The sequence below is a fragment of the Streptomyces sp. NBC_01474 genome, from assembly GCF_035918215.1.
GTDB classification, from domain to species: Bacteria; Actinomycetota; Actinomycetes; order Streptomycetales; family Streptomycetaceae; genus Streptomyces; species Streptomyces aureus.
Genome location: NZ_CP109449.1, coordinates 7,492,043 through 7,517,555, shown reverse-complemented (window position 1 = coordinate 7,517,555; position 25,513 = coordinate 7,492,043). Strand labels below are relative to the sequence as shown.

General features: G+C 70.2%; 22 protein-coding genes. 11 read left to right on the top strand and 11 right to left on the bottom strand.

All coding sequences use genetic code 11. The features are described 5' to 3' along the window. Window positions 1-180: 180 nt before the first annotated feature. The 4 genes from OG758_RS34215 (at window position 181) to ybaK (ending at window position 4,224) form a co-directional block, all read left to right on the top strand. A complete protein-coding gene (locus OG758_RS34215; protein ID WP_326713447.1) occupies window positions 181-1,755 on the top strand; it encodes an oxidoreductase in 1,575 nt (524 codons plus the stop codon). Window positions 1,756-1,897: 142 nt separating this feature from the next. Beyond that, window positions 1,898-2,893 carry a hypothetical protein gene (locus OG758_RS34210; RefSeq protein WP_326716132.1) on the top strand — a complete coding sequence of 332 codons (996 nt, stop codon included), beginning with the start codon at window positions 1,898-1,900 and terminating at the stop codon, window positions 2,891-2,893. Window positions 2,894-2,904: 11 nt separating this feature from the next. Beyond that, window positions 2,905-3,687 (top strand): LON peptidase substrate-binding domain-containing protein, encoded by a 783-nt coding sequence (locus OG758_RS34205; protein WP_326713446.1) that lies wholly within the window; start codon window positions 2,905-2,907, stop codon window positions 3,685-3,687. 36 nt (window positions 3,688-3,723) lie between these two features. Beyond that, on the top strand, window positions 3,724-4,224 hold the full coding sequence (ybaK, locus tag OG758_RS34200) for a Cys-tRNA(Pro) deacylase (protein WP_326716131.1): 501 nt from the start codon (window positions 3,724-3,726) through the stop codon (window positions 4,222-4,224). Window positions 4,225-4,370: 146 nt separating this feature from the next. Here the strand turns inward: ybaK and OG758_RS34195 are convergent, their stop codons facing one another. The 4 genes from OG758_RS34195 to OG758_RS34180 all read right to left on the bottom strand — a co-directional run bounded on the left by OG758_RS34195 (window position 4,371) and on the right by OG758_RS34180 (window position 8,701). Next, window positions 4,371-5,021 carry an AAA family ATPase gene (locus OG758_RS34195; RefSeq protein WP_442810369.1) on the bottom strand — a complete coding sequence of 217 codons (651 nt, stop codon included), beginning with the start codon at window positions 5,019-5,021 and terminating at the stop codon, window positions 4,371-4,373. 34 nt (window positions 5,022-5,055) lie between these two features. Continuing rightward, window positions 5,056-5,889, bottom strand: a complete 834-nt coding sequence (locus OG758_RS34190) for an ABC transporter permease (RefSeq protein WP_326713444.1) — start codon at window positions 5,887-5,889, stop codon at window positions 5,056-5,058. Window positions 5,890-5,940: 51 nt separating this feature from the next. After that, window positions 5,941-6,963 carry an ABC transporter ATP-binding protein gene (locus tag OG758_RS34185; RefSeq protein WP_206301911.1) on the bottom strand — a complete coding sequence of 341 codons (1,023 nt, stop codon included), beginning with the start codon at window positions 6,961-6,963 and terminating at the stop codon, window positions 5,941-5,943. A gap of 415 nt (window positions 6,964-7,378) precedes the next feature. Continuing rightward, the gene (locus OG758_RS34180) at window positions 7,379-8,701 is read right to left on the bottom strand and encodes an NYN domain-containing protein (protein ID WP_326713443.1); all 1,323 of its coding nucleotides are present in this window, start codon (window positions 8,699-8,701) and stop codon (window positions 7,379-7,381) included. A gap of 307 nt (window positions 8,702-9,008) precedes the next feature. Here OG758_RS34180 and OG758_RS34175 point away from each other — a divergent pair, with 307 nt between their 5' ends. Continuing rightward, complete coding sequence (locus OG758_RS34175; RefSeq protein ID WP_326713442.1) at window positions 9,009-9,188, top strand: hypothetical protein; 180 nt, start codon at window positions 9,009-9,011, stop codon at window positions 9,186-9,188. A gap of 115 nt (window positions 9,189-9,303) precedes the next feature. Here the strand turns inward: OG758_RS34175 and dnaE are convergent, their stop codons facing one another. After that, a complete protein-coding gene (gene dnaE / locus OG758_RS34170) occupies window positions 9,304-12,843 on the bottom strand; it encodes a DNA polymerase III subunit alpha (protein ID WP_326713441.1) in 3,540 nt (1,179 codons plus the stop codon). A 225-nt stretch (window positions 12,844-13,068) separates the two neighbouring features. On the opposite strand from dnaE, the gene OG758_RS34165 reads away from it, so the two are divergent. The 5 genes from OG758_RS34165 (at window position 13,069) to OG758_RS34145 (ending at window position 19,159) form a co-directional block, all read left to right on the top strand. Next, window positions 13,069-14,394 (top strand): DUF2252 domain-containing protein, encoded by a 1,326-nt coding sequence (locus OG758_RS34165; RefSeq protein ID WP_326713440.1) that lies wholly within the window; start codon window positions 13,069-13,071, stop codon window positions 14,392-14,394. 64 nt (window positions 14,395-14,458) lie between these two features. After that, window positions 14,459-15,166, top strand: coding sequence for a hypothetical protein (locus OG758_RS34160; RefSeq protein WP_326713439.1), 708 nt, complete (start codon window positions 14,459-14,461; stop codon window positions 15,164-15,166). Between the two features lie 61 nt (window positions 15,167-15,227). After that, entirely contained in the window at window positions 15,228-16,037 is an 810-nt protein-coding gene (locus OG758_RS34155; protein ID WP_326713438.1) for a thioredoxin domain-containing protein, read from the top strand. 108 nt (window positions 16,038-16,145) lie between these two features. Beyond that, window positions 16,146-17,843 carry an alkaline phosphatase D family protein gene (locus tag OG758_RS34150; protein ID WP_442810368.1) on the top strand — a complete coding sequence of 566 codons (1,698 nt, stop codon included), beginning with the start codon at window positions 16,146-16,148 and terminating at the stop codon, window positions 17,841-17,843. A gap of 317 nt (window positions 17,844-18,160) precedes the next feature. Next, window positions 18,161-19,159, top strand: coding sequence for a zinc metalloprotease (locus OG758_RS34145; protein ID WP_326713437.1), 999 nt, complete (start codon window positions 18,161-18,163; stop codon window positions 19,157-19,159). Between the two features lie 16 nt (window positions 19,160-19,175). Here OG758_RS34145 and OG758_RS34140 read toward each other — a convergent pair whose 3' ends face one another. The 6 genes from OG758_RS34140 to OG758_RS34115 form a co-directional block, all read right to left on the bottom strand. Next, on the bottom strand, window positions 19,176-19,745 hold the full coding sequence (locus tag OG758_RS34140) for a dienelactone hydrolase family protein (protein ID WP_326713436.1): 570 nt from the start codon (window positions 19,743-19,745) through the stop codon (window positions 19,176-19,178). A 52-nt stretch (window positions 19,746-19,797) separates the two neighbouring features. Then, window positions 19,798-21,384, bottom strand: coding sequence for a Na+/H+ antiporter (locus tag OG758_RS34135; protein ID WP_326713435.1), 1,587 nt, complete (start codon window positions 21,382-21,384; stop codon window positions 19,798-19,800). Between the two features lie 273 nt (window positions 21,385-21,657). Then, window positions 21,658-22,161, bottom strand: coding sequence for a GNAT family N-acetyltransferase (locus tag OG758_RS34130; RefSeq protein WP_326713434.1), 504 nt, complete (start codon window positions 22,159-22,161; stop codon window positions 21,658-21,660). Further along, window positions 22,158-23,099 (bottom strand): RluA family pseudouridine synthase, encoded by a 942-nt coding sequence (locus OG758_RS34125; RefSeq protein WP_326713433.1) that lies wholly within the window; start codon window positions 23,097-23,099, stop codon window positions 22,158-22,160. Before OG758_RS34125 ends, OG758_RS34130 begins: the two co-directional genes overlap by 4 nt. A gap of 62 nt (window positions 23,100-23,161) precedes the next feature. Further along, window positions 23,162-23,743, bottom strand: a complete 582-nt coding sequence (lspA, locus tag OG758_RS34120; protein ID WP_326713432.1) for a signal peptidase II — start codon at window positions 23,741-23,743, stop codon at window positions 23,162-23,164. Window positions 23,744-23,845: 102 nt separating this feature from the next. After that, window positions 23,846-24,829, bottom strand: coding sequence for a TraR/DksA family transcriptional regulator (locus OG758_RS34115; protein WP_326713431.1), 984 nt, complete (start codon window positions 24,827-24,829; stop codon window positions 23,846-23,848). 344 nt (window positions 24,830-25,173) lie between these two features. On the opposite strand from OG758_RS34115, the gene OG758_RS34110 reads away from it, so the two are divergent. Further along, window positions 25,174-25,365 carry a DUF1059 domain-containing protein gene (locus tag OG758_RS34110; protein ID WP_326713430.1) on the top strand — a complete coding sequence of 64 codons (192 nt, stop codon included), beginning with the start codon at window positions 25,174-25,176 and terminating at the stop codon, window positions 25,363-25,365. Window positions 25,366-25,513: the final 148 nt, after the last annotated feature.

The following is a 25,513-nucleotide window of genomic DNA, read 5'->3' as shown; positions in this document are numbered from 1 at the left end:
GTCCGTATCAATGGCTGATACGGATCTTCGTGCAAGACCGGACGAAGACCTTCACCAGTAGCGTTCAGGCCGTCACTCAGCGGGCATGAACAGTTGTACTAAACCCACGAGTAGCGGAGCCGAACCGGGACGTGCGGGGCTCCGTGAGGATCCGGGGGCTTACGGGGAGGAAGACAAGTCGTGGTCGACGGTACGGGCATCGGTGACCCGCCGGACGGTCTCACGGGTACCGAGATCGGCATGTGGCAGGCCTTCCGCAACGGCAGTGTCTACGACCTGAGCTCGGGCGATCCGGACGTGGACGACCCGCACGGCGGACAGGCCTGGGGGCCCGGCCGCAGTGTGCGGGCGCGGATCGTGGCCTGGCTGCTGCTCGACGGGCCGCCCGCGCTGTCCGGGCGTGTCGCGTCACTCAAGCTCAAGGGCGTACAGATCACCGACGCGCTCGACGTCTCGGGCGGCGGCGTCGTGCCGTACGTCGAGCTGACGCGGTGCCGCTTCGAGAAGGAGATCCTGGTTCCCGAGGCCCGGTTCACCACCCTGCGCCTGGTCGACTGCTCGATCCCGCGCCTGGAGGCCGCCCGCGTCCACACGGAGGGCGATCTGCATCTGCCGCGCTGCCGCTTCCACAGCGGTGTACGCCTCACCGACGCGCACATCGGCACGGACCTGCTGCTCAACCAGGCCGTCGTGTACCGCGACCGGCGCGGCAAGTCGATCATGGCGGACGGCATGTCCGTCGGACAGGACCTCCAGGCCGAGATGCTGGAGACGCACGGGGAGCTCAGCCTGCGCGGTGCCCAGATCGGCGTCTCGCTCAGCCTGCGCGGCAGCCGGCTCTCCAACGCGTACGGGAGCCGCGCGCTCAACGCGCCGCAGCTCACGGTCGAGCGCTCCCTCTACCTGACCCCCGCCGGCGTCGGCAATCCGCTCCAGACCAGCGGCACGACACCGGCCCGCGGCACCCGTGTGCAGCGCTTCGAGTGCCAGGGCGGGGTGCGGCTCGACGACGGCCGGTTCGGCGACGCCGTCGACCTCGACCAGGCGCGCTTCCACCTGGAGAACGACCAGGAGGTGTCGCTGCGCCGCATCCAGACGCCCGAGCTGCGCTTCCTGTGCGAGCGGCCGCAGCGCGGGCGGATCGTCCTGTCCGGCGCGAAGGTCGTCAACCTGATCGACAGGGCGGCGAGCTGGCCGGGCCCCGGCGGTCTGCGCGTGGGCGGCTTCACGTACGAGAACCTCATCCCCTCCGGCCCGTTCCCGCTGTCGCGGCGCCTCGAGTGGCTGTCGGCCGCGACGCCGGAGTACAGCCCGGAGCCGTACGAGAAGCTCGCGACCGTGCTGCGCAACAGCGGCGAGGACGCCGACGCGCGGGAGGTGCTGCTCGCCAAGCAGCGCCGCCGCCGCGAGACGCTGCCGCCGGCCGCGAAGATCTGGGGGTACATCCAGGACTGGACGGTCGCCTACGGGTACCGGCCCGGGCGGGCCGCGGTGTGGATGGCCGTGCTGTGGGCGGCGAGCACGCTGGCCTTCTCCCACGCGTCACATCCGGCCATCAAACCGGGTGAGGCACCGCACTGGAGTCCGGCCCTGTTCTCGCTCGATCTCATCCTGCCGGTCATCGACCTGGGGCAGGACGGCTACTGGCAGCTCCAGGGCGGCTGGCAGTGGGCCGCGACCGTGCTGATCCTGCTCGGCTGGATCCTCGCCACGACGGTCGCCGCGGGTGCCACCCGGCTGCTCCGCAGAAACTGACCGGGCACCCTCGCATTTTTTGCCGGACCACGGGCAACCATGGGCTCATTTCAGCCGTCATCCCAGCGCAACCATCAACCGAGCGACGGGGAGCGGGGTCCACACCTTGGCACTGCTGCGCGCCCTCATCCGCACCGCGCGGATGGTCCGCCACACCTCGGGTCTCGCGGCCGGGCTGCCCGCCGACGACGACGTCCTCCTGGACGTCCCCGACGAACGCCTCGCGCCCGCGCTCGTCGCCGCGGGCCGGGGCGAGTACGAGGCGGCCGCCAAGCTGCTCGCCGCCACCCGCGAGGCCGGCGAGTGGGAGAACCGGGACCGCTACGTCACCCGGCTCGCCGCCTTCGCCAGATCCCGCGGCGAATGGTTCGACGACTGGCGCTTCGCGGCGCCCCACGACCCGGACGCCCTCCTCGTCAAGGCCGAGCTCGAGGTCGCGCGCGGCTGGGAGTCCCCGGCCCGCGCCGAGCTGCTGCGCGAGGTGACGCCGCTGATCACCGCCGCCGCCGAGGGCGACCCCGGTGACCCGGTGCCCTGGCGGGTCGCCCTCGACCACGCGCGCGGCACGAACGCCTCGCACACCGTCTTCGAGAGGCTCTGGGCCGAGGCCATAAGGCGCTCCCCGCACCACTACGGCTGCCATGTGTCGGCGCTCCAGTACCTGTCGGCCGCCTGGTACGGCTCGCATCGCGAGTGCTTCGACTTCGCCGAGCGCGCGGCCCAGGACGCCCTGCCGGGGTCCCTGGTGCAGGCGCTGCCGGTGCGGGCCGCGTTCGCGTACCTGACGAGCGAGGAGGGGCCGGGACCGGCCGCGAAGGTGCCCCGCGAGCGCCTGGACGAGGCCGCCGACCTGGCGATCGCCCTGTCTCACGAGTACGCCGCCGACGACCCCTGGCCCGCCGAGGTCCGCAACCTCCTCACGTACGTCCTGGTCCGCCTGGAACGCTGGTCCGACGCCCTGGAACAACTGCGTCTGACCGGCCCGTACGCGTCGTCGTTCCCCTGGGACCGGATCTCGGACGACCCGCTCGGGCAGTTCCTGGAACTGCGTGACGGCGTACGGATCGAGGTGGCCGCGGCCCGGCCGCTCGGCGATCGCGGGACCGGTCGCGGATCCCTCGCCTCCGGCTCCCATTAGGCTTGACCGTCGTGACCACCGTCCGGCTTCCGCTCTTTCCGCTCAACTCGGTGCTGTTCCCGGGACTCGTGCTCCCGCTGAACGTGTTCGAGGAGCGCTATCGCGCCATGATGCGCGACCTGCTGAAGACCTCCTCCGGGGGTTCCGAGGCCTCCGGCGACCCCGCCGACTCCGACGAGCCGCGCCGGTTCGCCGTCGTGGCGATCCGCGACGGCCACGAGGTCGCGCCCAGCGCCCCCGGCATGCCGGACCAGGCGGCGAAGACCGCCGCCGAGGCGGGCCCCGCGGCCGGCTTCGGCGACGACCCGATCAAGGCCCTGCACGGCGTGGGCTGCATCGCTGACGCCGCGACGATCCGGGAGCGCGCCGACGGCAGCTTCGAGGTGCTCGCCACCGGCACGACCCGCGTGAAGATCCACTCGGTCGACGCGTCGGGCGCCTATCTGACCGCCGAGGTCGAGGAGCTGCCCGAGGAGTCCGGCGACGAGGCGGGCGCCCTCGCCGAAGGGGTACTGCGCGCCTTCCGCTCCTACCAGAAGCGGCTCGCGGGCGCCCGTGAACGCTCCCTGGCGACGGGCGCCGACCTGCCGGACGACCCGTCCGTCGTGTCGTACCTGGTGGCCGCGGCCGCCGTCCTCGACGTGCCGACCAAGCAGCGCCTCCTCCAGGCCCCGGACACGGCGTCGCGCCTGCGCGACGAGCTGAAACTCCTTCGCGCCGAGACGGCGATCATCCGTAATCTGCCGTCCTTGCCGGCCGGCGACCTGACCCGGCAGGCGACCAGCCTCAACTGACGCGGCCGGTCCCGACTGACGTAAGGCATGAGGACGTTGGCGAAGAAGTCCAAGAAGCAGCAATCCGGGGGGACGCCCGCGACCGTGGCGCTCAGCGCCGCGGGTACGCCCTTCACGACGCACGCGTACGAGCACGACCCCGCCCATCCCTCGTACGGGGACGAGGCGGCGGAGGCGATGGGCGTCTCCCCCGACCGGGTGTTCAAGACGCTCGTCGCCGACGTGGACGGCGAGCTGACCGTCGCCGTCGTGCCGGTGGCGGGCCAGCTCGACCTGAAGGCCCTGGCGACGGCCGTCGGCGGCAAGCGGGCCGCGATGGCCGATCCGGCGGCGGCGGAGCGCACCACGGGCTATGTACGGGGCGGCATCTCCCCGCTGGGCCAGCGCAAGAAGCTGCGTACGGTCCTGGACGACTCGGCGCGGGCGCACGACACGATCTGCGTCTCGGCGGGCCGCCGCGGCCTGGAGGTGGAGCTGGCCCCCACGGACCTGGCGACGCTCACGTCAGCGGTGCTGGCCCCCATCGGCCGCACCTGACCCCGACCGGAATCGCCGCCACCTCTCGACGCACGACATGTCCTCGGCTAAGTACCGAGGACATGTCGAAGAGGACGCGCAAGCGGAAGTGGCGGATCAGGAAGCACAAGGCCAATCACGGGCGCAGGCCCGCCTGAGCGCCGCCCTCAGGGCGCCGGAGGGGCGTCCTGCGGGTAGTGGGTATCGAAGTACGGGTCGGGATCGCGGGGCCCGAACAGGCCGGTCAGGCCGAGGTGGACGATCATCGCGGCGAGCGGCCAGGCGAGGAGCGCGCCCTTCGCCTTGAGTTCGAGCGGCGCGTCGAACGTGACGCCCTTGCCGACCTCCTTGGCGTGGGCCGCCACGTCCTGCGTGGGGCCGAGCCAGATCCCGAACCGCCAGGCGAGGAGCCCGCCGAGAAGTCCGCCGACGGCCAGGGCGACGACGAGCGGTACGCCGCCGCGCTTGCGCCACAGGAACACGGCGACGGCGCTGACGACGCCGAACGCGAGGCCCAGCAGCGTGAACGTTCCGTCGACGCCGACGGCCTGCTCACCCTCGGTGTCCTTGAGGTAGACGGCCTGGGCGTCCGCGATGAGCGGCACCTGCGGCGCGAGCCACATCCACAGCGCGCCCAGAAGCAGCCCGCACACGGCCAGCGCGACCGTGACGACGGTGGCCTCCCGCAACTCGGTCCTCATCCCTGGCCCGTCCTCCTGGTGCTCGTGAGCGTGAGACGGCACAGCACCCGCGGGCCCGGAGGCCTGCCAGGGGTCGTGCTGGGGTTGCTGGGGTCGCGGCGTCAGCGGTGCGGTCACACTGCCATCGTGCCAGGCCTCTGCGACACGCGCGTCACCGGACGGCTGCCCGGCGGTACGCCCAGGTGGCGAGGGCCAGCGAGGCGACGCCGACACCCGCGCAGACCCCCAGATCGAGGAGCACGACGCCCCAGTCCGGATGCGCCCCGAAGGTGCGGGCGAAGGCTTCGACGCCGTACGTCGACGGCAGTAGATCGCGCGCGTACTGGATGATGTCCGGCATGCGGTCGGCCGGCAGGACGCCGAGCAGGAGTGCCGCGGACATGCCCAACTGGCCGAGAAGTGTGGCCAGTTCGGGCCGCGGGGCGAGCAGCCCGAGCGCGGCGCCGAGCCCGGAGAGCGCGGCACCGGCGAGCGGGATGACGGCGGCGAGTACCCACAGGTGCGCGAGCGGAAGCTGGAACATCACACAGCCGACGACGGCGGTGACCACGGTCCCGGGCACGGTGAAGGAGGCGTACGCGCCGGCGGCGCCCAGCACCACGGCGGCGGGCGGCACAGGCAGCGTCGCGTAGTGATCGAGCCCGCCGGCGGCCCGCAGCTGTCCGAAATACTGCGCGAGCAGATTAAGAGCGACAAAAGCGACAACCAGAACACTCGCCCCGGCGACAACAGCCTGCGCCTCCCGGCCGCCGTCCACCACGCCCCGCATCAGAATCATGATGCCGACGGACTGGAAGGTGGCGACGAAGAGCAGAGGGATCCTGGCGACGCGCGCCCGCGAGAGCTGCGCGCGGTACACGGCAGCGAGCGACGGCAGCAGCCGGGCCCTCGGGGCGAGCTCGCCGACGGCGTCACCCTCGGCGCTCAGCCCGCTCGCGCCCGCCCGGGCGCCGCCCTGAAGGACTTCAGCGGGTACGACACTCACGGTGCGCGACTCCTGTCGTGACTGTTCCGTCGGGTACGGGGGCCGCCGCGTTCACGACTTCACCAACCCCTTGGCCTCGCCGCCGAGCGCCAGGTACACATCTTCCAGGCTCGGCGTGGTCAGGGAGAAATCGTCCAGTGCGGCGAACGCGGGGCCGCCCGTGACGGCGGCGACGGCGGCCCGCGCCTCGTCCGGGCCGAGCCGCAGCGACCAGCGGCGCCCCGACTCGACGGCGGAGGCGCGCAGCGCGGCGACGGCGGGCACGTCCAGGGGCGCCCGCTCCCGCCACACGAGCTCGACGCGCACCTCGCCGGCGACCTTCTCCTTCAGGCCGGCCGGGGTGTCGCAGGCGATCACGCGCCCGCGGTCGAGCACGGCGACGCGATCGAGCACGGTCTCGGCCTCGATGACGTTATGGGTGACCAGCACAACGGTGGCGCCGCTCTCGGCCCGCCGCCGGTCGACAGCGGCCCAGACGGCACGACGGGCGACAGGATCCATCCCCGTGGTCGGCTCATCAAGCACCAACAACGGCCGCTCCCCCACGAGAGCAGCAGCGAAGCAGGCAAGCCGCCGCTGCCCACCGGAAAGCTTCTTCAGGGGCCGCGACGCAATCGCCCCGAGCCCCAGTTCCTCCACCACGGCGTCCCGCTCGGCCCGGGCCGTACGCAGATCGAGTCCCCGCAGCCGCCCGGTGGTCTCGGCGGCGAGCGACACGGTCAACTCGTCCAGAGCGCTCGACTCCTGCCCCAGATACGCCAGAATCCGCGAGGCCCGCTCCGGATAGCGCACGATGTCGTGCCCAAGAATCCCGACGCTCCCGCTGTCGGGCCGCATCAGCCCGGTCAGCTGCCGTACGAGGGTGGACTTGCCGGCGCCGTTGGGCCCGAGCAGCCCGAAGATCTCCCCGCGCCGGATCTCGAGGGACACCCCGTCGGTGGCCCGGATCGCAGCGCTCCCGGGCGCTCCGCGACGCCCGCGGGTGGCGGGATACGTCCGCACGAGATCCCGCACGACGCACACCACATCCCCCCGTCGCCCTCTGGGGGCCGCCTGTGCCGTGCGCGTACTCACGAAGGACGAGAGTACGGGGTCGAACCCTCCGGACGACGCCCGGGTAGGGACATGCCACCGAAAACGGGCCGCGCCCCACCCACGCACACGAGCCGAGGCCCCCACCCCCGAACCAGCCGCACCCGAAACCGAACCGAAGGGGCCGAGCCGGTATGCCCACCCGCAGCCGACACGCCGCCGCACCCGCGACCGAACCGAAGGGGCCGGGCCGGTATGTCCGCCCGGAGCCGGCACACACAACTGACGCGCATGAAATGCAACGCCGAACCATCCAAGCGAGGACGGACATACCGGCCCGGCCCCGCACCCACAACGGTCGCGAGCCACAACCAAAAACCAGCCCGCACTCGCCAAGGGGCACCCGGCAAGACCACCACCCCGAGCAAGACCACCACCCGGAGCGAGACCGCCCCCCCTACTCCGCGGTCACCCGCTCCGCAGCGCTACGCACATCGACCTCGCGCCAGAACCCGGCCCGAATCGCATACCGATCGTGCTCGTCGATCTGATCGTCCTTGTGGGCGAGCAGCCCGAACCGCGCGGCATACCGCAGCAGCTCCCCGTCGATACGATGCGGCACCCGCGGATACATGGTGGACAGCTTCTGCAGCTGAACCTGGTCCCCCAGCCGCTCCATCCACCGCCGGGCGAACACCTGCCCCACCTCGAAGGGGTCACCCCCGACGGTGGTGATGTCCTCCTCGCGGTCGGCCCACCGCTGCTCCGCGGTGGTCAGCTGGGCCAGCGTCGGCAGGGACGCCGCGTCCGCCGACTCCCCCACGACCCCGGGCCGCTCCACCCACCCCTTGTCGGACGACCACCGCAGGGTGGCGTTGGCGGGGTGCTGCCCGGGATGAACCTGAGGATGCACCCCAAGCCCAGGAGCGGCGCCGGGCCCGCGCAGGGCGGCAAGGTCCTTGGGCGTGGGGACCCCCCTCCCCGCGCCACCCCGCTCGTCCTCGGTCCCCCCACCGTCACCCTCGCGCGCGGCCACCCCATGATCGACACCGTTACCGACCGGGGCACCCCCCTGCACGGGGCCGCCGGGGGCGCCACCGCCCCCCGGCACATCGGAGAGATCCGCGGAGTGCCCCGCCGCGGAGGCGAGCGCCGACTCAGGGAGCGGCGCGGACAGAATCGCCGCGATCTCCGGCCGCGGGGCGGGCTGCGGCGCACAGATCCCGCCGACTTCCTTGGCCCGCACTGCCTTGGTGATCCAGGCCCGGTCGAGCACGCGCCGCTCATCCGCCTCGGCGACGAGGTCCTCGGACTGGTTGTAGTCGCCGTCGGCGGCCTGCACGGCCCACAGGTGCACGGCGACTCCGTGCTCCTTCGCGGCCATCATGCCGGGGAGCAGATCGCCGTCGCCGGTGACGAGCACGATGTCGGAGCAGGCGCGGTTACGGGCGAGTTCGGTCAGCTCGGCGTGCATCGCCGCGTCGACCCCCTTCTGCGCCCAGCGCCCGTCGCTACGGGTGAGCGCACCGAGCCGCACGGTCACACGGGGCATCACGCGGAGCCGGCGGTGCTCGGGCTGGGGCACCCTGTCCGGCGCCCCGTCGAACCAGTAGATCCGCAGAAGTGGCCGCTCGGTGTCGGATTCGGCGCGCTCACGCAGCCCTTGGACGAGGGCGACATGATCGACGGTGATCCGGGACCGGGACGGCTCCCCCGCGAGGAGACTCGCGGCGGCCCCGAGCAGGTAACCGGCGTCCACCAGGACGATGCAACGGTCCACGCGATCCACCCTCTTTCGCTGAATTACCGGCGTCCGGAGGTCCCACGGTGTCGACGATCGCGGGTTCGCCTCGGGTTTCCTTCGAGTCTGCCCGACCACACGGGGGTTAACGGCCCGAACTCGATCTTCGGCGTGGCGGATCGGACGAATTCCCGAAGCGGCCCGCTCACAGAACTCCCGTCGCGCTCCGAACAACACTCTGACAGCGCTTATTACGCACGGTAATTCTCTGAAATGCGTGCCTCGTCAGCATATGTGAATCTGAATCCGGCCCTGGCCCCTAGACCCCCCGCAGGAGGCAGTCACCATGGCCAAGAACAAGAACCGCAAGCAGGGCGACCAGCGCAGCCGCGCCTCCGCCTCCGAGCAGGCTTCCGAGCAGGCCAAGTCGTCCGGTATGGAAGCGCAGTCGGAGATGCAGTCGCAGGCTCAGGGCACGCCCGCGGATGTTGCCCGTAAGCACCAGCGCCGCTTCGGCCACAACTGACGCCTTCCGTAAGGCAAGTGGCCCTTTGGTCACACAGTGAGGGGCGCTCCCGGAGGAATCCGGGAGCGCCCCTCACTCACGTAATGACCAGAGCCTCAGGGCCTCTCGGCCCGCGTCAGCCCGCCAGGCAGGACGGCCCGAGCAGCACCTTCAGATCGCCGAAGAGCGCGGGGTCGGGCTGCACGCGGTGCCGGTCGAGCCGCAGCACCGTTGTCTTACGGGCGCCTTGGAGCTTGATCCGCACCTCGCTGTTGCCCTTGTGGTGGCTGAGGATCTCACCGAGCCTGCTGACCATCGGCGGGGTCACCTTCACCGTGGGGATGGTGATCGTCACGGGCGCGTTGGTCCCGGCGTTCGAGAGGTCGGGGACCATGAGTTCCATCGCGACGAGGCGCGGCACGTCCTCGCGCTTGTCGAGGCGGCCCTTGACGAACACGACGGCGTCCTCGACGAGTTGGGTCGACACCAGCTGATACGTCGCCGGGAAGAACATGCACTCGATGGAGCCGGCCAGATCCTCGACGGTCGCGATGGCCCAGGCGTTGCCCTGCTTGGTCATCTTGCGCTGGAGGCCCGAGATGATGCCACCGATGGTGACGATCGAGCCGTCCGAGTAGTCGCCGCCGGTGAGCTGCCCGATGCCGGCGTCGGCCTTGTCGGACAGCACGTGTTCGAGGCCGAACAGCGGGTGGTCGGAGACGTAGAGACCGAGCATCTCGCGCTCCTGGGCGAGGAGATAGGTCTTCTCCCACTCGTCCTCGGAGAATTCGACGTCGAGCCCGAAGCCCGGCTCGCTGCTGTCCTCCTCGCCCATGCCGCCGAAGAGGTCGAACTGGCCCTCGGCCTCCTTGCGCTTGACCTGGACGACGTTGTCGATCATCGGCTCGTACTGTGCGGTGAGGCCCTTGCGGGTGTGCCCCATCGTGTCGAACGCGCCTGCCTTGATCAGCGATTCCGTGGTGCGCTTGTTGCAGGCGGCGGCCTCGACCTTGTCGAGGTAGTCGGGGAAGGAGGCGTACTTCCCCTTCGCCTTGCGGCTGCGGATGATCGACTCGACCACGTTCGTACCGACGTTACGGACGGCGGAGAGGCCGAAGAGAATCACGTCGTCGCCCTGGGCGGCGAAGTTGTGTTCCGACTCGTTCACATTCGGCGGGAGGACCTTGATGCCCATGCGCCGGCATTCGTTCAGATAGACCGCGGACTTGTCCTTGTCGTCCTTCACCGACGTGAGCAGCGCGGCCATGTACTCGGCCGGATAGTTCGCCTTGAGGTAGGCGGTCCAGTAGGTGACGAGGCCGTACGCGGAGGAGTGCGCCTTGTTGAACGCGTATCCGGCGAAGGGCACCAGGACGTCCCACAGGGCCTGGATCGCCGCGTCGGAGAAGCCCTTCTTCTTGGCTCCTCCCTGGAAGAGGACGAAGTTCTTCTCCAGTTCCTCGGGCTTCTTCTTGCCCATCACGCGGCGCAGGATGTCGGCCTCGCCGAGCGAGTAGCCGGCGATGATCTGGGCGGCCTTCTGCACCTGCTCCTGGTACACGATGAGGCCGTAGGTGAGACCCAGGGTCTCCTTCAGCGGCTCTTCGAGCTCAGGATGGATCGGGGTGATCTCCTGGCGCCCGTTCTTGCGCTCCGCGTAGTTCGTGTGCGAGTTCATTCCCATCGGGCCCGGCCGGTACAGGGCCGAGACGGCGGAAATGTCCTCGAAGTTGTCGGGCTGCATCTGGCGCAGCAGCGAACGCATCGGGCCGCCGTCGAACTGGAACACGCCGAGCGTGTCGCCGCGGCAGAGCATCTCGTACGTCTTGGGGTCGTCCAGCGGCAGGGAGAGCATCTCCAGGTCGACGCCCTTGTTGGCCTTCACCATCTTGACGGCGTCGTCCATGATCGTGAGGTTGCGCAGGCCGAGGAAGTCCATCTTCAGCAGGCCGAGCGACTCGCACTGCGGGTAGTCCCACTGCGTGATGGTCACGCCGTCCGAGTGCCGGACCCAGATGGGGGCGTGGTCGACGATGGGCTCGCTGGACATGATGACGCCGGCGGCGTGCACGCCCATCTGCCGGACCAGGCCCTCGACGCCCTTGGCGGTGTCGATGACCTTCTTGACGTCCGGCTCGTTCTCGTACATCCCCCGGATCTCGCCCGCCTCGCTGTAGCGCGGGTGGGCGGGGTCGGTGATGCCCGACAGGTCGATGCCCTTGCCGAGGACGTCGGCGGGCATCGCCTTGGTGAGGCGGTCGCCCATCGCGTACGGGTAGCCGAGGACGCGCGCGGAGTCCTTGATCGCGTTCTTGGCCTTGATCTTTCCGTAGGTGCCGATCATGGCGACCTTGTCGGCGCCGTACTTCTCGGTCACGTACCTGATCACTTCGACGCGCCTGCGCTCGTCGAAGTCGATGTCGACATCGGGCATGGAGACGCGCTCGGGGTTCAGGAACCGCTCGAAGATCAGGCCGTGCGTGATCGGGTCGAGGTCGGTGATGCCCATGGCGTACGCGACGATCGAACCGGCCGCGGAGCCTCGGCCGGGGCCGACCGCGATGCCGTTGTTCTTCGCCCACATGATGAAGTCGGCGACGACCAGGAAGTACCCCGGGAACCCCATCTGGATGATGATGTCCATCTCGTACTCGGCCTGCTTCTGCCGGTCCTCGGGGACGCCGCCCGGGTAGCGGCGCCCCATGCCGACCCGGACCTCCTCCTGGAACCAGGTGACCTCGGTGAAGCCCTCCGGGATGTCGAACTTCGGCATGAGGTCGCGCTTCTCGAACATGCCCGTGGTGTCGATCTGCTCGGCGACCAGGAGCGTGTTGGCGCAGCCCTCCTGCCAGGCGTCCGAGGAGTCGACGGCGTACATCTCGTCGGTCGTCTTGAGGTAGTAGCCCGTGCCGTCGAAGCGGAAGCGGTCCGGGTCCGAGAGGTTCTTGCCGGTCTGGATGCACAGCAGGGCGTCGTGCGCGGTCGCCTCGTGCGCGTACGTGTAGTGCGAGTCGTTCGTCACCAGGGGCGGGATGCCGAGCTTCTTGCCGACCCGCAGCAGGTCGTCGCGTACCCGGCGCTCGATGTCGATGCCGTGGTCCATCAGCTCCAGGAAGTACCGGTCCTTGCCGAAGATGTCCTGGTACTCCGCTGCCGCCTTGACCGCCTCGTCGAACTGGCCGAGGCGCAGGCGCGTCTGGAGCTCACCGGAAGGGCAGCCGGTCGAGGCGATGAGCCCTTCCGACCACTGGGAGATCGTCTCCTTGTCCATGCGCGGCCACTTCTGCAGCCAGCCCTCGGCGTACGCGTCCGAGGACAGCTTGAAGAGGTTGTGCAGGCCCGTGCTGTTCGACGCCCAGATCGTCTTGTGGGTGTAACCACCCGAACCGGACACGTCGTCCCGCTTCTGGTGCGGCTGGCCCCACTGGACCTTGCGCTTGTTGCGCCGGGACTCGGGGGCGACGTACGCCTCGATCCCGATGATCGGGACGACCCCGGACTTCTTCGCCGTGTGGAAGAAGTCGTACGCCCCGTGGAGGTTGCCGTGGTCGGACATGGCGATGTGCGTCATGCCCATTTCATTGCAGGCGTTGAACATGTCCTTGAGCCGCGCGGCACCGTCCAGCAGCGAGTACTGGGTGTGGACGTGCAGGTGCGTGAACGGCGGCTTTGACACGACTTCGGCCTCCAACGGAAAACGGAAAGATACGGACCGGCGACAGGCTGCGGGCAGTCGGGCGGACAGCTTGAAAGTCTACGGGTGGCCACTGACAACCGTCGGGCACTCGGGGGTACGGTCGGGCGTTGGACAGAGCAGGACAGCTGTCCCCCATGGCACGATCCACGGTCACCATCCGCCGTCACCCCCGACGGCACAGCCCGCACCAGGAGGCACCCCGCGATGTCGGTCCCGCAGCCCACCGCTGAGCAGCGCGGCGAGCAGATCCTCACCGTCTTCGACACCGCGTTCGGCGAGCTCCTGGCCGCCGACCCGGCGGCGTTCCGGGTCAAGTTCCGGAAGATGGCCTCGTCCGCGTTCGCGTTCTACCGCGGCACGGCGTGCCTGTTCTACGCGGACCTGGAGCGCGAGCGGCACGGCGGCCCGTACCTGGACGACCGCACGGGCCGGGTGTGGATCCACGGCGATCTGCACGCGGAGAACTTCGGCACGTACATGGACTCCACCGGCCGCCTGATCTTCAATGTGAACGACTTCGACGAGGCGTACGTCGGCCCCTTCACCTGGGACCTCAAGCGCTTCGCCGCCTCCGTGGCGCTGATCGGCTACTCCAAGGCGCTCGGTGACGAGCAGATCACCGAGCTGGTGCGCACGTACGCGGGCGCGTACCGCGAGCGGATCCACGCGCTCGCGACGGGCGCCAAGAGCGACGAGGTGCCGCCCTTCACCCTGGACACCGCCGAGGGCCCGCTCCTGGACGCGCTGCGCGACGCCCGCTCCCTGACCCGCTTCGGACTGCTCGACTCGATGACGGAGATCCGTGACTTCGAGCGCCGCTTCGCGCCCGGCGGCGGCTCCATCGAGCTCGACGCGGCCACGCGCTACAAGGTCCTCGCGGCCTTCGACGGATACCTGGAGACGCTCCCCGAGTCGTCCCTGACCCGTCCGGACTCGTACCGCGTGAAGGACGTCGTGGGGAGGCGCGGCATCGGCATCGGCTCCGCGGGCCTGCCCTCGTACAACATCCTTCTGGAGGGCAACAGCGACGCCCTGGAGAACGATGTCGTGATCTACCTCAAGCAGGCGCAGACCCCGGCCGTGTCGCGGCACATCACGGACGCGGCGATCCGGGACTACTTCGAGCACGAGGGCCACCGCACGGTCATCTCGCAGCGCGCTCTCCAGGCGCACGCGGACCCGTGGCTCGGGTGGACCGAGCTGGACGGCTCGGGGCAGCTGGTCGCCGAGGTCTCGCCGTACGCGGTGGACCTCGACTGGTCGGACATCGACGACCTGGAGGAGATCGCCGCCGTCGTCGCCGACCTCGGCCGGGCCACGGCGACGATGCACGCGGCGGCCGACGACCTGTCCGGGCAGTCCCTGGTGCCGTTCTCCACGGAGCGGGCCATCGACGCGGTGATCGCGGCGGACGAGGACGGCTTCGCGGGTCTGCTGGTCGACTTCGCGCACGGCTACGGGGCACGCGCGCGTGCGGACCACCAGATCTTCGTGGACCTCTTCCGCAACGGCCGGATCCCGGGCCTGTAGGCCACAGGAGCCGACAACGCTCCGTAACGCACAGCGACCCTTTAGGGGTCCCTTACAGGAACGCATGGCACACTCCTCCGCGATGGACGACATATCCGGGACCCAGCTCAGAGCCGTGCGCGCGGCGCTCTTCACGGCGCTCGTCGTGACGCTCTCCGCCGCGTCGCACGTTCTGCTGTCCCGGGTCCCTCTGCCGGTGGTGACGGTGGCGGCCACGGCCTTCGCCGTCTTCGTCCTCGCGTACGCGCTGGCGGGGCGTGAGCGGAGCTTCGGCCGGATCGCGGCCCTGCTCGTGCCGCTGGAGCTGGCCGCCGACACGGTGTTCACCACGGGACAGCACGTCTGTTACGGCGCGGCGGGCGGGCCCGTCACCGGGCCGCTGCGCGCGGTCGGCCTCGACGTCCTGTGCGGCGGCAGCGTCGGCACGCCGCTGGCCCGCATGACCGGTGGCAACTCCGACAAGGCGGCCGCGCTCCTCGCGCACACCGATCCGGCCGCCGCCTGGCTGCTCCTCGGCGCGCATGTCGCCGTCGGCCTCCTCGCCGCCGCCTGGCTGCGCCGCGGCGAGCAGGCGCTGGCCCAGATGCTGCGCGCGGTCGCCGGGTTCACCTTCCGGCCGCTGCTGATCGCCTTCGCCGCGGTGCGGGCCCACCTGGAGCCCGTACGCCGCCTGCCGCGGCGCCCCTCGCGCCGGGTGCGGGCCACGCGTACGCAGCTGTGGGCGCACTCCGTGGGACGGCGCGGACCGCCGTGCGTGGCTCTGGCCGCCTGAGGCCACGAGCCCAGCACAGCAGTCCCCCGAAGACTTCGCAGAACCCACACGGAGAACGATCATGAGCCAGAGGAACAGCCAGGCCGCGAAGACTGCCGCCCGAGAGCGGCTGCGCGTCGAGCGCGAGCGGCAGGCCAAGAAGGACAAGGCGAAGCGGCAGGTGAAGGTCGCCGGTGCCATCGTCGCCGTCCTGGCGATCGCCGGCGGCATCGGCTTCGCCGTGATGCAGGCCAACAAGCCCAGCTACTGGGAGGCCGCGAAGGACGACAAGCTGGTCGCGCCCGCGAACACGTCGGGCAAGAACGGGACCACGGTCGTCATCGGCAAGGACACCGCGAAGAAGACCCTCGCGATGTACGAGGACCCGCGCTGCCCGATCTGCGCCACCTTCGAGCAGACCGTCGGCTCGAACGTCGACAAGGACGTCGCGGCCGGCAAGTACAAGATCCAGTACATCGGCGCGACGTTCATCGACAACAGCGACAACGGCGAGGGCTCCAAGAACGCCCTCAGCGCCCTGGGTGCCGCGCTGAACGTCAGCCCGGAGGCGTTCCTCGAGTACAAGACCGCCCTGTACTCGAAGGCGAACCACCCCGAGGAGACGGACGACAAGTTCAAGAAGGACGCCTACCTGATCAAGGTGGCGAACACCGTCGACGCCCTCAAGAACAACAAGGCGTTCCAGAAGGACGTCCAGGACGGCACCTACGACAAGTGGGCGCTGACCATGTCGAAGAAGTTCGACGACAGCGACGTCAAGGGCACGCCGACCCTCAAGATGGACGGCAAGACCCTCACCGGGCCCGACGGGAACGCCCCGATGAACGTGGCCGACTACACGACCGCGATCGACAAGGCCCTCAAGGCCTGACGGCCCTGCCGGCTGATCGCTCTGCCGGCTGACGCGCCGTCGAAGTGTGGGCGAACTCTTCGGAGTTCGCCCACACTCTGCTTTTACTGGTCAGTAATGTGATCGCTCGTGACCAGTCGACTCAACATAGACAGACCTCTCGGCACCGCAGCCGGGACACCCGATTCCCTTGCCCCGCGCCGCCGTTCGGTCGTGAAGGCCGCCGCCGCCACGGCCGGCGCCGCAGCCCTCGCCCCGCTCGCCACCGCGCACGCCGCGCACGCGGCCGACGGGCCCGCCTTCCTGCACGGCGTCGCGTCGGGCGACCCGCTGCCCGACGGCGTCCTCCTGTGGACGCGCGTGACGCCCACTCCCGATGCCGTGCCCGGCTCCGGAAAGGGCCCCGACACGGACGTCCGCTGGGAGGTCGCCCAGGACAAGGACTTCCGCCAGGTCGTCGCCCACGGCACCACCACGGCCCGGGCGTCCGCCGACCACACCGTCAAGGCCGACGTAAGGGGCCTGCTCCCTGCGAGCGTCTATTACTTCCGCTTCTCCGTAGAAGGCACGCAGAGCGCCGTCTCCCCCGTGGGCCGCACGCGCACGGCGCCCGCGCTCGACGCGCAGGCCACCGGCGTCCGTTTCGGAGTGGTCTCGTGCTCCAACTGGGAGGCCGGCTACTTCTCGGCGTACCGCCATCTCGCCGCCCGCACGGACCTGGACGCGGTGCTCCATCTCGGCGACTACATCTACGAGTACAAGACCGGCGAGTACCCCGAGGCCAAGTACGTCGTACGGCAGCACGAGCCGCGGCACGAGATCCTCACGCTCGCCGACTACCGCGTGCGCCACGGCCTGCACAAGACCGACGCCGACGTGACGGCCGTGCACGCCGCGCACCCGCTGATCGCCATCTGGGACGACCACGAGTTCGCCAACGACGCCTGGTCGGGCGGCGCCGAGAACCACACGCCTGCCACCGAGGGCGACTGGGCGGCGCGTCAGCAGGCCGCCAAGCAGGCCTACTTCGAGTGGATGCCGGTGCGCCCGTCCACCGCGGGCACGGTCTACCGCCGCCTGCGCTTCGGCAGGCTGGCCGATCTGCACCTGCTCGACCTGCGCTCGTTCCGCTCGCAGCAGTCGACCATCGGCAACGGCGATGTGGACTCACCCGAGCGCTCCATCACCGGCCGCGCCCAGCTCGACTGGCTGAAGGCGGGCCTCGCCGCGTCCGACGCCTCGTGGAAGCTCGTCGGCACCTCGGTGATGATCTCGCCGGTCGCCTTCGGCTCGCTGCCGGCCCATCTGCTGGAGCCGCTCGCCGAGTTGCTCGGCCTGCCGACCGGCGGCCTCGCGATCAACGTCGACCAGTGGGACGGCTACACGCACGACCGCAAGGAGCTGATCGGGCACCTGCGGGACAAGTCGATCCGCAACACGGTCTTCCTCACCGGCGACATCCACATGGCCTGGGCGAACGACGTGCCGGTGACGGCCGGAACGTATCCGCTCTCCCCGTCCGCGGCCACGGAGTTCGTCGTCACGTCGGTGACCTCCGACAACCTCGACGACATCCTGCACGTGGCTCCGAACACCATCTCGACGGTGGCGGAGGGTGCCATCAAGGCGGCCAACCGCCATGTGAAGTGGCTGGACATGGACGCACACGGCTACGGCGTCCTCGACGTCACCGCCGAGCGCTCGCAGATGGACTACTACGTCGTCTCCGACCGCAGGGATCCGGCCGCGACGACCTCCTGGGCCCGCTCCTACCGCACGCTCAGCGGCACGCAGAAGGTCGAGCGGGTGAACGCGCCGGTGCTCTGACCCGGACATCGGGCGACTGGCGAGGGGCCAATTCCGGCCACTCGTCGGCGCGTTAAGAACAGATCACAGCACTACGGCGGGTGGTGCTGTCCGCGGATCGAATGCGGACACACCGCCCGTCGCGGTAACCGCTCCCGTTACGTACGGATCTCAAACTCCGGACGCCGCACGAAAATTTCTTCCCGTTGCCCCGAATTGCCGGAGGAAGAGCGGTAGTTGATTGGGCCAGAACATCGCTCTTCAAGGGATGACATGGCCACGTAATCTCCCCGCGGCGGCGAGGAAGTTCCTCCCCCACCCGTCCGCGAGGAGTCCGCATGACCACGCTTGCCCGAATATCTCCGCTGATGCGCCGTCGGCTGATCGGCACCGCGCTGGTGGCCGGAACCCTGGCCATCGCCCCGCTGTCCGCCCCGTCGGGCAGCGCCGCGACCGCCAAGGCGTCGGCCTCCGCGCAGAAGTGCGCCGACAGCGGCAACGCCGTGGCACGCGAGAAGAAGCCCACCGGCGCCGACCACGCGCAGGAGCCGAACGAGGTCAGCGCGGCCAAGGCCAAGTCCATGGACGCGGACATGCAGCGCAGACTCGACCGGATGCGCGCCGACGGCACACTCTCCAGAGGCCTCGCCGCCGCGTCGACCACGATCCCGGTCTACGTCCACGTCATCCACGACGGCGCGACCGGCAACCTCACGTCGACCGACATCGCCAAGCAGATCGACGTCCTCAACGCGGCCTACAGCGGCCAGGGCACCGGCAACAACGACTCGGGCTTCACCTTCACGCTGGCCGGCACCGACTACACGGACAACGCCGCCTGGTACAACGGCATCACGCCGGGCTCCGCCGCCGAGAAGTCCATGAAGTCCACGCTCCGCAAGGGCGGCGCGGGCGCCCTCAACTTCTACACGGCCAACCTCGGCCAGGACCTGCTCGGCTGGGCGACGTTCCCGTCCTCGTACAAGTCGAATCCGTCCGACGACGGCGTGGTCGTCCTGGACACCTCGCTGCCGGGCGGCTCGGCCACCAACTACAACCAGGGCGACACGGGCACCCACGAGATCGGCCACTGGATGGGGCTGTACCACACGTTCCAGGGCGGCTGTAACGGCAACGGTGACTACGTCTCCGACACCCCGGCCGAGAAGAGCGCCGCGTTCGAGTGCCCGACCGGGCGCGACACCTGCACCAACAAGACGGGTGTCGACCCGATCCACAACTTCATGGACTACACGTACGACTCCTGCATGTACCAGTTCACCGCGGGCCAGGTGCAGCGGATGAAGGACAGCTGGACGGCGTACCGCGCGGGCTAGCGGACCGCGATACGGCCTAGAGCGAATCGAGGAAGCCGAGCGCCACCCGCCACGTGGCCTCGGCCGCCTCCGCGTCGTAGTCCGGCAGTTCGGGGTCGGTGTAGAGGTGGCCGGCGCCCGGGTAGCGGTAGACCTCCACGTCGGCGCCTGTCCGGCCCATCTGGAGGTACCAGGCGCTCAGCCAGTCGTCGGTCTCGAACGGGTCGGGCTCGGCGACGTGCAGCTGGACGGGCAGTTCGTCCACGGAGGCGTTCTCGGCGATGTCCGAGGTGCCGTGCAGGAGCAGCAGGCCGCGTGCCTTTTCGTCGCCGAGGGCCAGCGTCTGCGCGATCGAGGCGCCGAGGGAGAAGCCGGCGTAGACGAGCCCGCGCTCGGAGTAAGGGGCGGCGGCGAGGATGGCGCGCTTGAGCAGCTCGTCCTTGCCGATCTCCTCGTTGAAGGCCATGCCGTCCTCGACGGTGTCGAAGGTGCGGCCCTCGAAGAGGTCCGGGGTCCACACCTCGTGTCCGGCGGCCCGCAGCCGGTCGGCCGCGTCACGGACGGCGGGACGCAGGCCGTACGTCGAGTGGAAAAGCATGATGTTCATGTGGCCCATGGTGCCATCCGGGGGCGCTCGTGACCGTCAGCGGCCGCGCTCCTCAGCGCAGGCTGCGCACGTCGAGGTGGCTCAGTACGCGGTCCACGATCTCGGGGTCGGCGCCCGGCTCGCTGCGCGCCGCGAGCACCTCGTGGCGGGCGGCGGAGAGCATCTCGTTCTGGATGCGGCGCACGCGCTTGATCCTTGCGACGCGCTTGGCATGCGCCTCCTTGCGTTCCTCGCTGCCCAGTTCGGGATCGATGCGCAGTCCGATGTCGTAGGCCCTGCGCGCCATCTGGTCGGAGAGGTCGTCGGGCAGTTCCTCGACCTCCTCGATCTCCTTCAGCCGCCGCTTGGCGGCCCTGGCCGCGCGCAGCGCGAGCTGCTGCTCGAACTCCTTCTCGGCCTCGGCGTCCGCCTTGACCCCCAGCTTCTTCACCAGCCAGGGCAGGCTCAGCCCCTGGAGCACGAGGGTGCCCATGATGACGCCGAACGCGATGAAGACGATCTCGTCGCGGTCGGGGAACGGTGAGTTGTCGTCCATGGTGAACGGGATGGCGAGGGCCAGGGCGACGGAGGCGACCCCGCGCATTCCCGCCCACCACATGATCACCGTCTCGCGCCAGGAGATCGGGATGTCCTCGTCGAGGTCCCGCCGCACATGCAGACGCCGCGTCAGCCAGGTCGCCGGAAGCAGCCACAGCAGGCGTACGAAAACGACGACCGCCACGACGGTGCCGGCCCAGCCGAGCATCTCGCCCCAGCGGCCGGCCGCGGTCCTGATCGCGTTGTGCAGTTCGAGGCCGATGAGACCGAAGGCGACGCCGGTGACGAGTGTGTCGACGATGTCCCAGAAAGCGCGGCCGGTCAGCCGGGTCATGACGTCGTCCGCGTCGAAGGCGTACTCGGCGAGGAACAGCGCCGTCACGAGTACGGCGAGCACGCCGGAGCCGTGCAGTTCCTCGGCCAGCACGTACGAGGCGTACGGCATCAGGAGCGTCAGGCCGATCTGGAGCGTGGAGTCGTCGAGGAAGTCCATCAGCTTGTTGGCGGTCCAGCCGATCACGAGCCCGACGACGAGCGCGACGACGGCGGACAGGAGGAGCGAGACGACGGCCTCCGGCCAGGAGAAGCTGCCGCTCACCACCGCGGCGATGGCCACGTGGTAGAGCACGATCGCGGTCACGTCGTTGAACAGGCCCTCGCCCTCCAGGGTCGACACCAGGCGGCGGGGCAGGCCGAGTTGGCCGGCCACGGCGGTCGCGGCGACGGGGTCGGGCGGCGCGACGAGGGCGCCGAGCACGACGGCCGCGGCGATCGGGAGGCCCGGCACGATGGCGCTGGCGACGAACGCGACGGCAGCCGTGGTGACGAAGACCAGGGCCACGGCGAGCAGGAAGATCGGTCTCTTGTTCGCCGCGAACTGACGCCATGAGGTGCGCTTCACGGCCGCGTAGAGCAGGGGCGGCAGCAGGATCGGGAGGATCAGGCCGGGCGGGACCTCGACGTTCGGCACGACCGGGAGGAGCGCCAGACTGATGCCGAGCAGTGTCATCAGGACGGGGGCGGGCAGCCCGAGCCGGTCTCCGAGTGGCACGCTCAGCACGGCCCCGAGCAAGAGCACGAACAGCAGGGCCAACTGATCCACGGTGCGCACCCCGGCGAGTAGCGGCGGTCAAGCCATCGGACGATCAAGTCCCCAGCGTGCCACGCACATCGCTCTGTGGTGATTTGTGGCGCGGGTCGGCGCCGTGGAGACGCTGGTCCGCCCCGCTCGCGAGTCGGCCAGTCGAGACCGGCCGCGCTCCGCGCCCGGCCCTGGGGAGTCGACGCGATGGGGGTCCCCTGCTCGAGCGAAGCCGAGAGCTTGGGGGAGTACACACCAGACCCCGCGAGCCCAGCATGAGCCGAACGAAAGGCCCTAGACCTGCGGCTGACCCAGCGCCTTCCGCATCGCCCGGTGCGGAATCCCCGCGTCGGGGAACTCCGGCCCGTACACGGCATAGCCGAGGCGGTCGTAGAACCCCAGCGCATGAGTCTGCGCGTGCAGGTCCACGGCGACGAGCCCACGCTCCGCCGCGGCGTCCTCGATGGCCCGCACGAGAGCCGCGCCCACGCCGAGCCCGCGCGCGGCCTTCGCCACCGCGAGCCGCCCGAGCGCACCGACCCCGGCGTCCCCGCCGTTCTTCGCCACGGCGGCGGCGCCGGTCAGCAACCGCCCGGTGCCGAGCGGCTCACCGTCGGCGCGCAGCGCCAGCACGTGCACCGTGCCGGCCTCGCCGTCGTGCTCGTCGTACTCGAGCTCCTGAGGAACCCGCTGCTCGACGACGAAGACCTCCTGGCGCACCGCGAAGCAGGCCTTGCGGTCGGCCTCGCTGTCGGCGACCCGCACCACGTACGAGGAGGAGGGCTGCGGCACGGTCACGAGCTCTCCGCCCGGACGCGGTCGAGGGCCGTCTGCAGGTCCTCGGGGTACTCGCTGGAGAACTCCACCCACTCGCCGTCGGCCGGGTGCTCGAAGCCGAGCCGCACGGCGTGCAGCCACTGGCGGGTGAGGCCGAGCCGCTTGGCGAGCGTCGGGTCGGCGCCGTACGTCAGGTCACCGACGCAGGGGTGCCGGTGGGCCGACATGTGCACGCGGATCTGGTGCGTACGCCCCGTCTCCAGCTTGATGTCGAGGAGGCTGGCGGAGCGGAACGCCTCGATGAGGTCGTAGTGCGTGACGGAGGGCTTGCCCTCGGCGGTCACGGCCCACTTGTAGTCGTGGTTCGGGTGGCGCCCGATGGGGGCGTCGATCGTGCCGCTCATCGGGTCCGGGTGCCCCTGGACCAGCGAGTGGTAGCGCTTGTCGACGACGCGCTCCTTGAACTGCCGCTTCAGCGTCGTGTACGCGCGCTCCGACTTGGCGACGACCATGAGGCCGGAGGTGCCGACGTCGAGCCGGTGGACGATGCCCTGGCGCTCGGCGGCGCCGGACGTGGAGATCCGGTACCCGGCTGCGGCGAGGCCGCCGATCACGGTCGTCCCGGTCCAGCCGGGGCTGGGGTGCGCGGCGACGCCCACCGGCTTCATGATCACGACAATGTCGTCGTCGTCATGGACGATCTCCATGCCCTCGACGGGCTCGGCGACGATCTGCACCGGGGCGGGCGCCTGCGGCATCTCCACCTCGAGCCAGGCCCCGCCGTGCACGCGCTCGGACTTGCCGACCACAGAGCCGTCGACCGCGACCTTCCCCGCCGCGGCGAGCTCGGCGGCCTTGGTGCGGGAGAAGCCGAACATGCGGGAGATGGCGGCGTCTACGCGCTCGCCCTCCAGGCCGTCGGGCACGGGCAGGGTTCGGATCTCGGGAAACGTGCTCACCCATTGAGTATGCAGGAGCCCGCCGACACTCCGGACCGCGCGAGGGGAAAGCCCCTGGCCCCTCAGTCCTTGTGGACGGTTCCGTCCGGATCGAGCCCCCGGAACGAGAGGAGCACGATCAGGATGCCGCCGCACACGATCGCCGAGTCGGCGAGGTTGAACACGGCGAAGTCCTTCGGCGCGATGAAGTCGACCACGGCCCCTTCGAAGACGCCGGGCGAACGGAAGATCCGGTCGGTGAGATTGCCGAGCGCCCCGCCGAGCAGCAGCCCCAGGGCGATCGCCCAGGGCAGGCTGTAGAGCTTGCGGGCGAGCCGGGCGATCACGACGATCACGGCAGCGGCGATCACGGTGAAGATGATCGTGAACGCCTGACCGATGCCGAACGCGGCGCCCGCGTTCCTGATCGCCTCGAGCCGCAGCCAGTCACCGAGGAGCTCGATCGGCTCGTGGTGCTCCAGCCTCGCGACCACGATCATCTTGCTGACCAGGTCGAGGGCGTACGCGAGGGCGGCCACCGCGAACAGCACGGCGATCTTCCGCTTGCCCTTGGGCCGCTCCTGGGCCTCCCCGCCGTTGTCCGGCCCGTCTGCCCCCGCATCCGGGGTGTCCGGAGTACCGATGACGCGCTCCGCCTCTGCCACGTGAGTCCCTCAACCTAGGTACCTGACTGAGGACGAGAGTACGGCACACACGTACGCCCTCAGCAGCCCAGGAGCGACTCCATGACGCCGCGCGCAGCGGGGTCAGGAACGGCGCTCCTGCTTCTGCTTGCACTCGACGCACAGGGTCGCCCGCGGGAAGGCCTGCATCCGCGCCTTGCCGATGGGGTTCCCGCAGTTCTCGCAGATCCCGTACGTCCCCGCGTCGAGCCGCTCCAGGGCGCGCTCGGTCTGCTGGAGCATCTCCCTGGCGTTCGCGGCCAGCGACAGCTCGTGCTCCCGCGTGATGTTCTTCGTGCCGGTGTCCGCCTCGTCGTCGCCGGCGCCGTCCCCGGAGTCCCGCATGAGCCCGACGAGGGCCTTCTCCGACGACTCGATCTCGCTGTTCAGGCGCAGCGCCTCGCTCTGGAGCTCCGCCCGCGCCTCCTCGACCTCCGCCGGGGTCCAGGGGTCCTCGCCCGGCCGTACCGCGAGCTCGCCCGGCTTCACGGCCGCGATCCTCGCCTTCGGCACCGCGCGGGGCTTCTTCGCCGTGGCCGTGCCAGGGGTCTTCTTCGCAACCACAGTCGTGGCTCCCGTCGTCTCCGCGGCCGACGCCGCGCCATCGGCCGCGGACGCGACCGCCTTCTTCTCCGCGGTCTTGTGGCCGGTGGCCTTCTTGACCGCGCTCTTCCTGGCGCCCGTTCTCCCGGCCGCGCCCTTCTCGGCGGCGACACTCTCCGCTTCCGCGGAGGCCTGCGTGGACGTCGTACTCGTGGCGGCCTTCGCAGCCTTCCTCGACTTGGCGGTCTTGGTGTTGTTGGTGGCCTTGATGCTCTTGGTGGCCTTGGGTACGGGCTCGGCGGCCGTCTTCGCGGCCTTCGCCGTCTTCCTGGCGGCCGCGGTCCTCGTACCCGCACTCTTCGTAGTGGCCTTCGTGGCCGCCGTGCTCTTCTTGGCGGCCGGCTCCGTCGCGGTGCTCTTCTTCCCGGCGGCCGGCTTCTTCGCGGCCGGAGCCGCCTCGGCCGCCGCCGTCGCGGGCACCGCCTCCTCGGCCGCGGCCTTCACTCCGGCGGATGCCTCACGCACCCCCGCCGGACTCTTTTTCGCCACCATGGCCGCGGCCCCTTCACATTTTGTGATCTTGCTCGCGAATCGTGCTGGGACGATAAATCGACTTCTGACCCGCGGCAACGGGGCACACCGCCCGATGCACCCGCCCCGCACGTCCCGCGCGGCAGACTTGCAAGCGTTGTGCCCAGCTCCCCGCCGGGTAATCCGCCGAGGCCCCGGCCCGAGGATCCGCCGCGCCCCATGTCGCCATTCGGGTCAGCCCACGCGGCCGTGACCAGCCCGGCGAAAGCCCCTGACGAGCCCACCTCGCAGGACTCCGGAGGAATAAACTGAGGCAGAAGCGGAGAAGGTGCATCATCATGCGCAAAGTAGTCGACTGTCGTGACATGCCGAGCGAGACGAACTGCACGCTCGCCATCACGGGCGAGGAGGACGAGGTGGTCCGCGCCGCGGCCGAGCACGCCGTGTCCGTCCACGGTCACACCGACACCCCCGAGCTGCGGAACATGATCCGCGGCGGACTCAAGGACGAAACCCCTCAGCACGTCTGACACCTGCGGCCCCCGGTCCTCCGTCGCCCGCCCGGAAACCGGTCGGCCGCGCGCGCCCGGGCCCCGTACACTGGGCGGAGCGAGAAGCGTGGATGGGGCCGAGTAGCGGCGTACGCAGCCATGAGCGACCCGGGGACGGTGGAAGCCC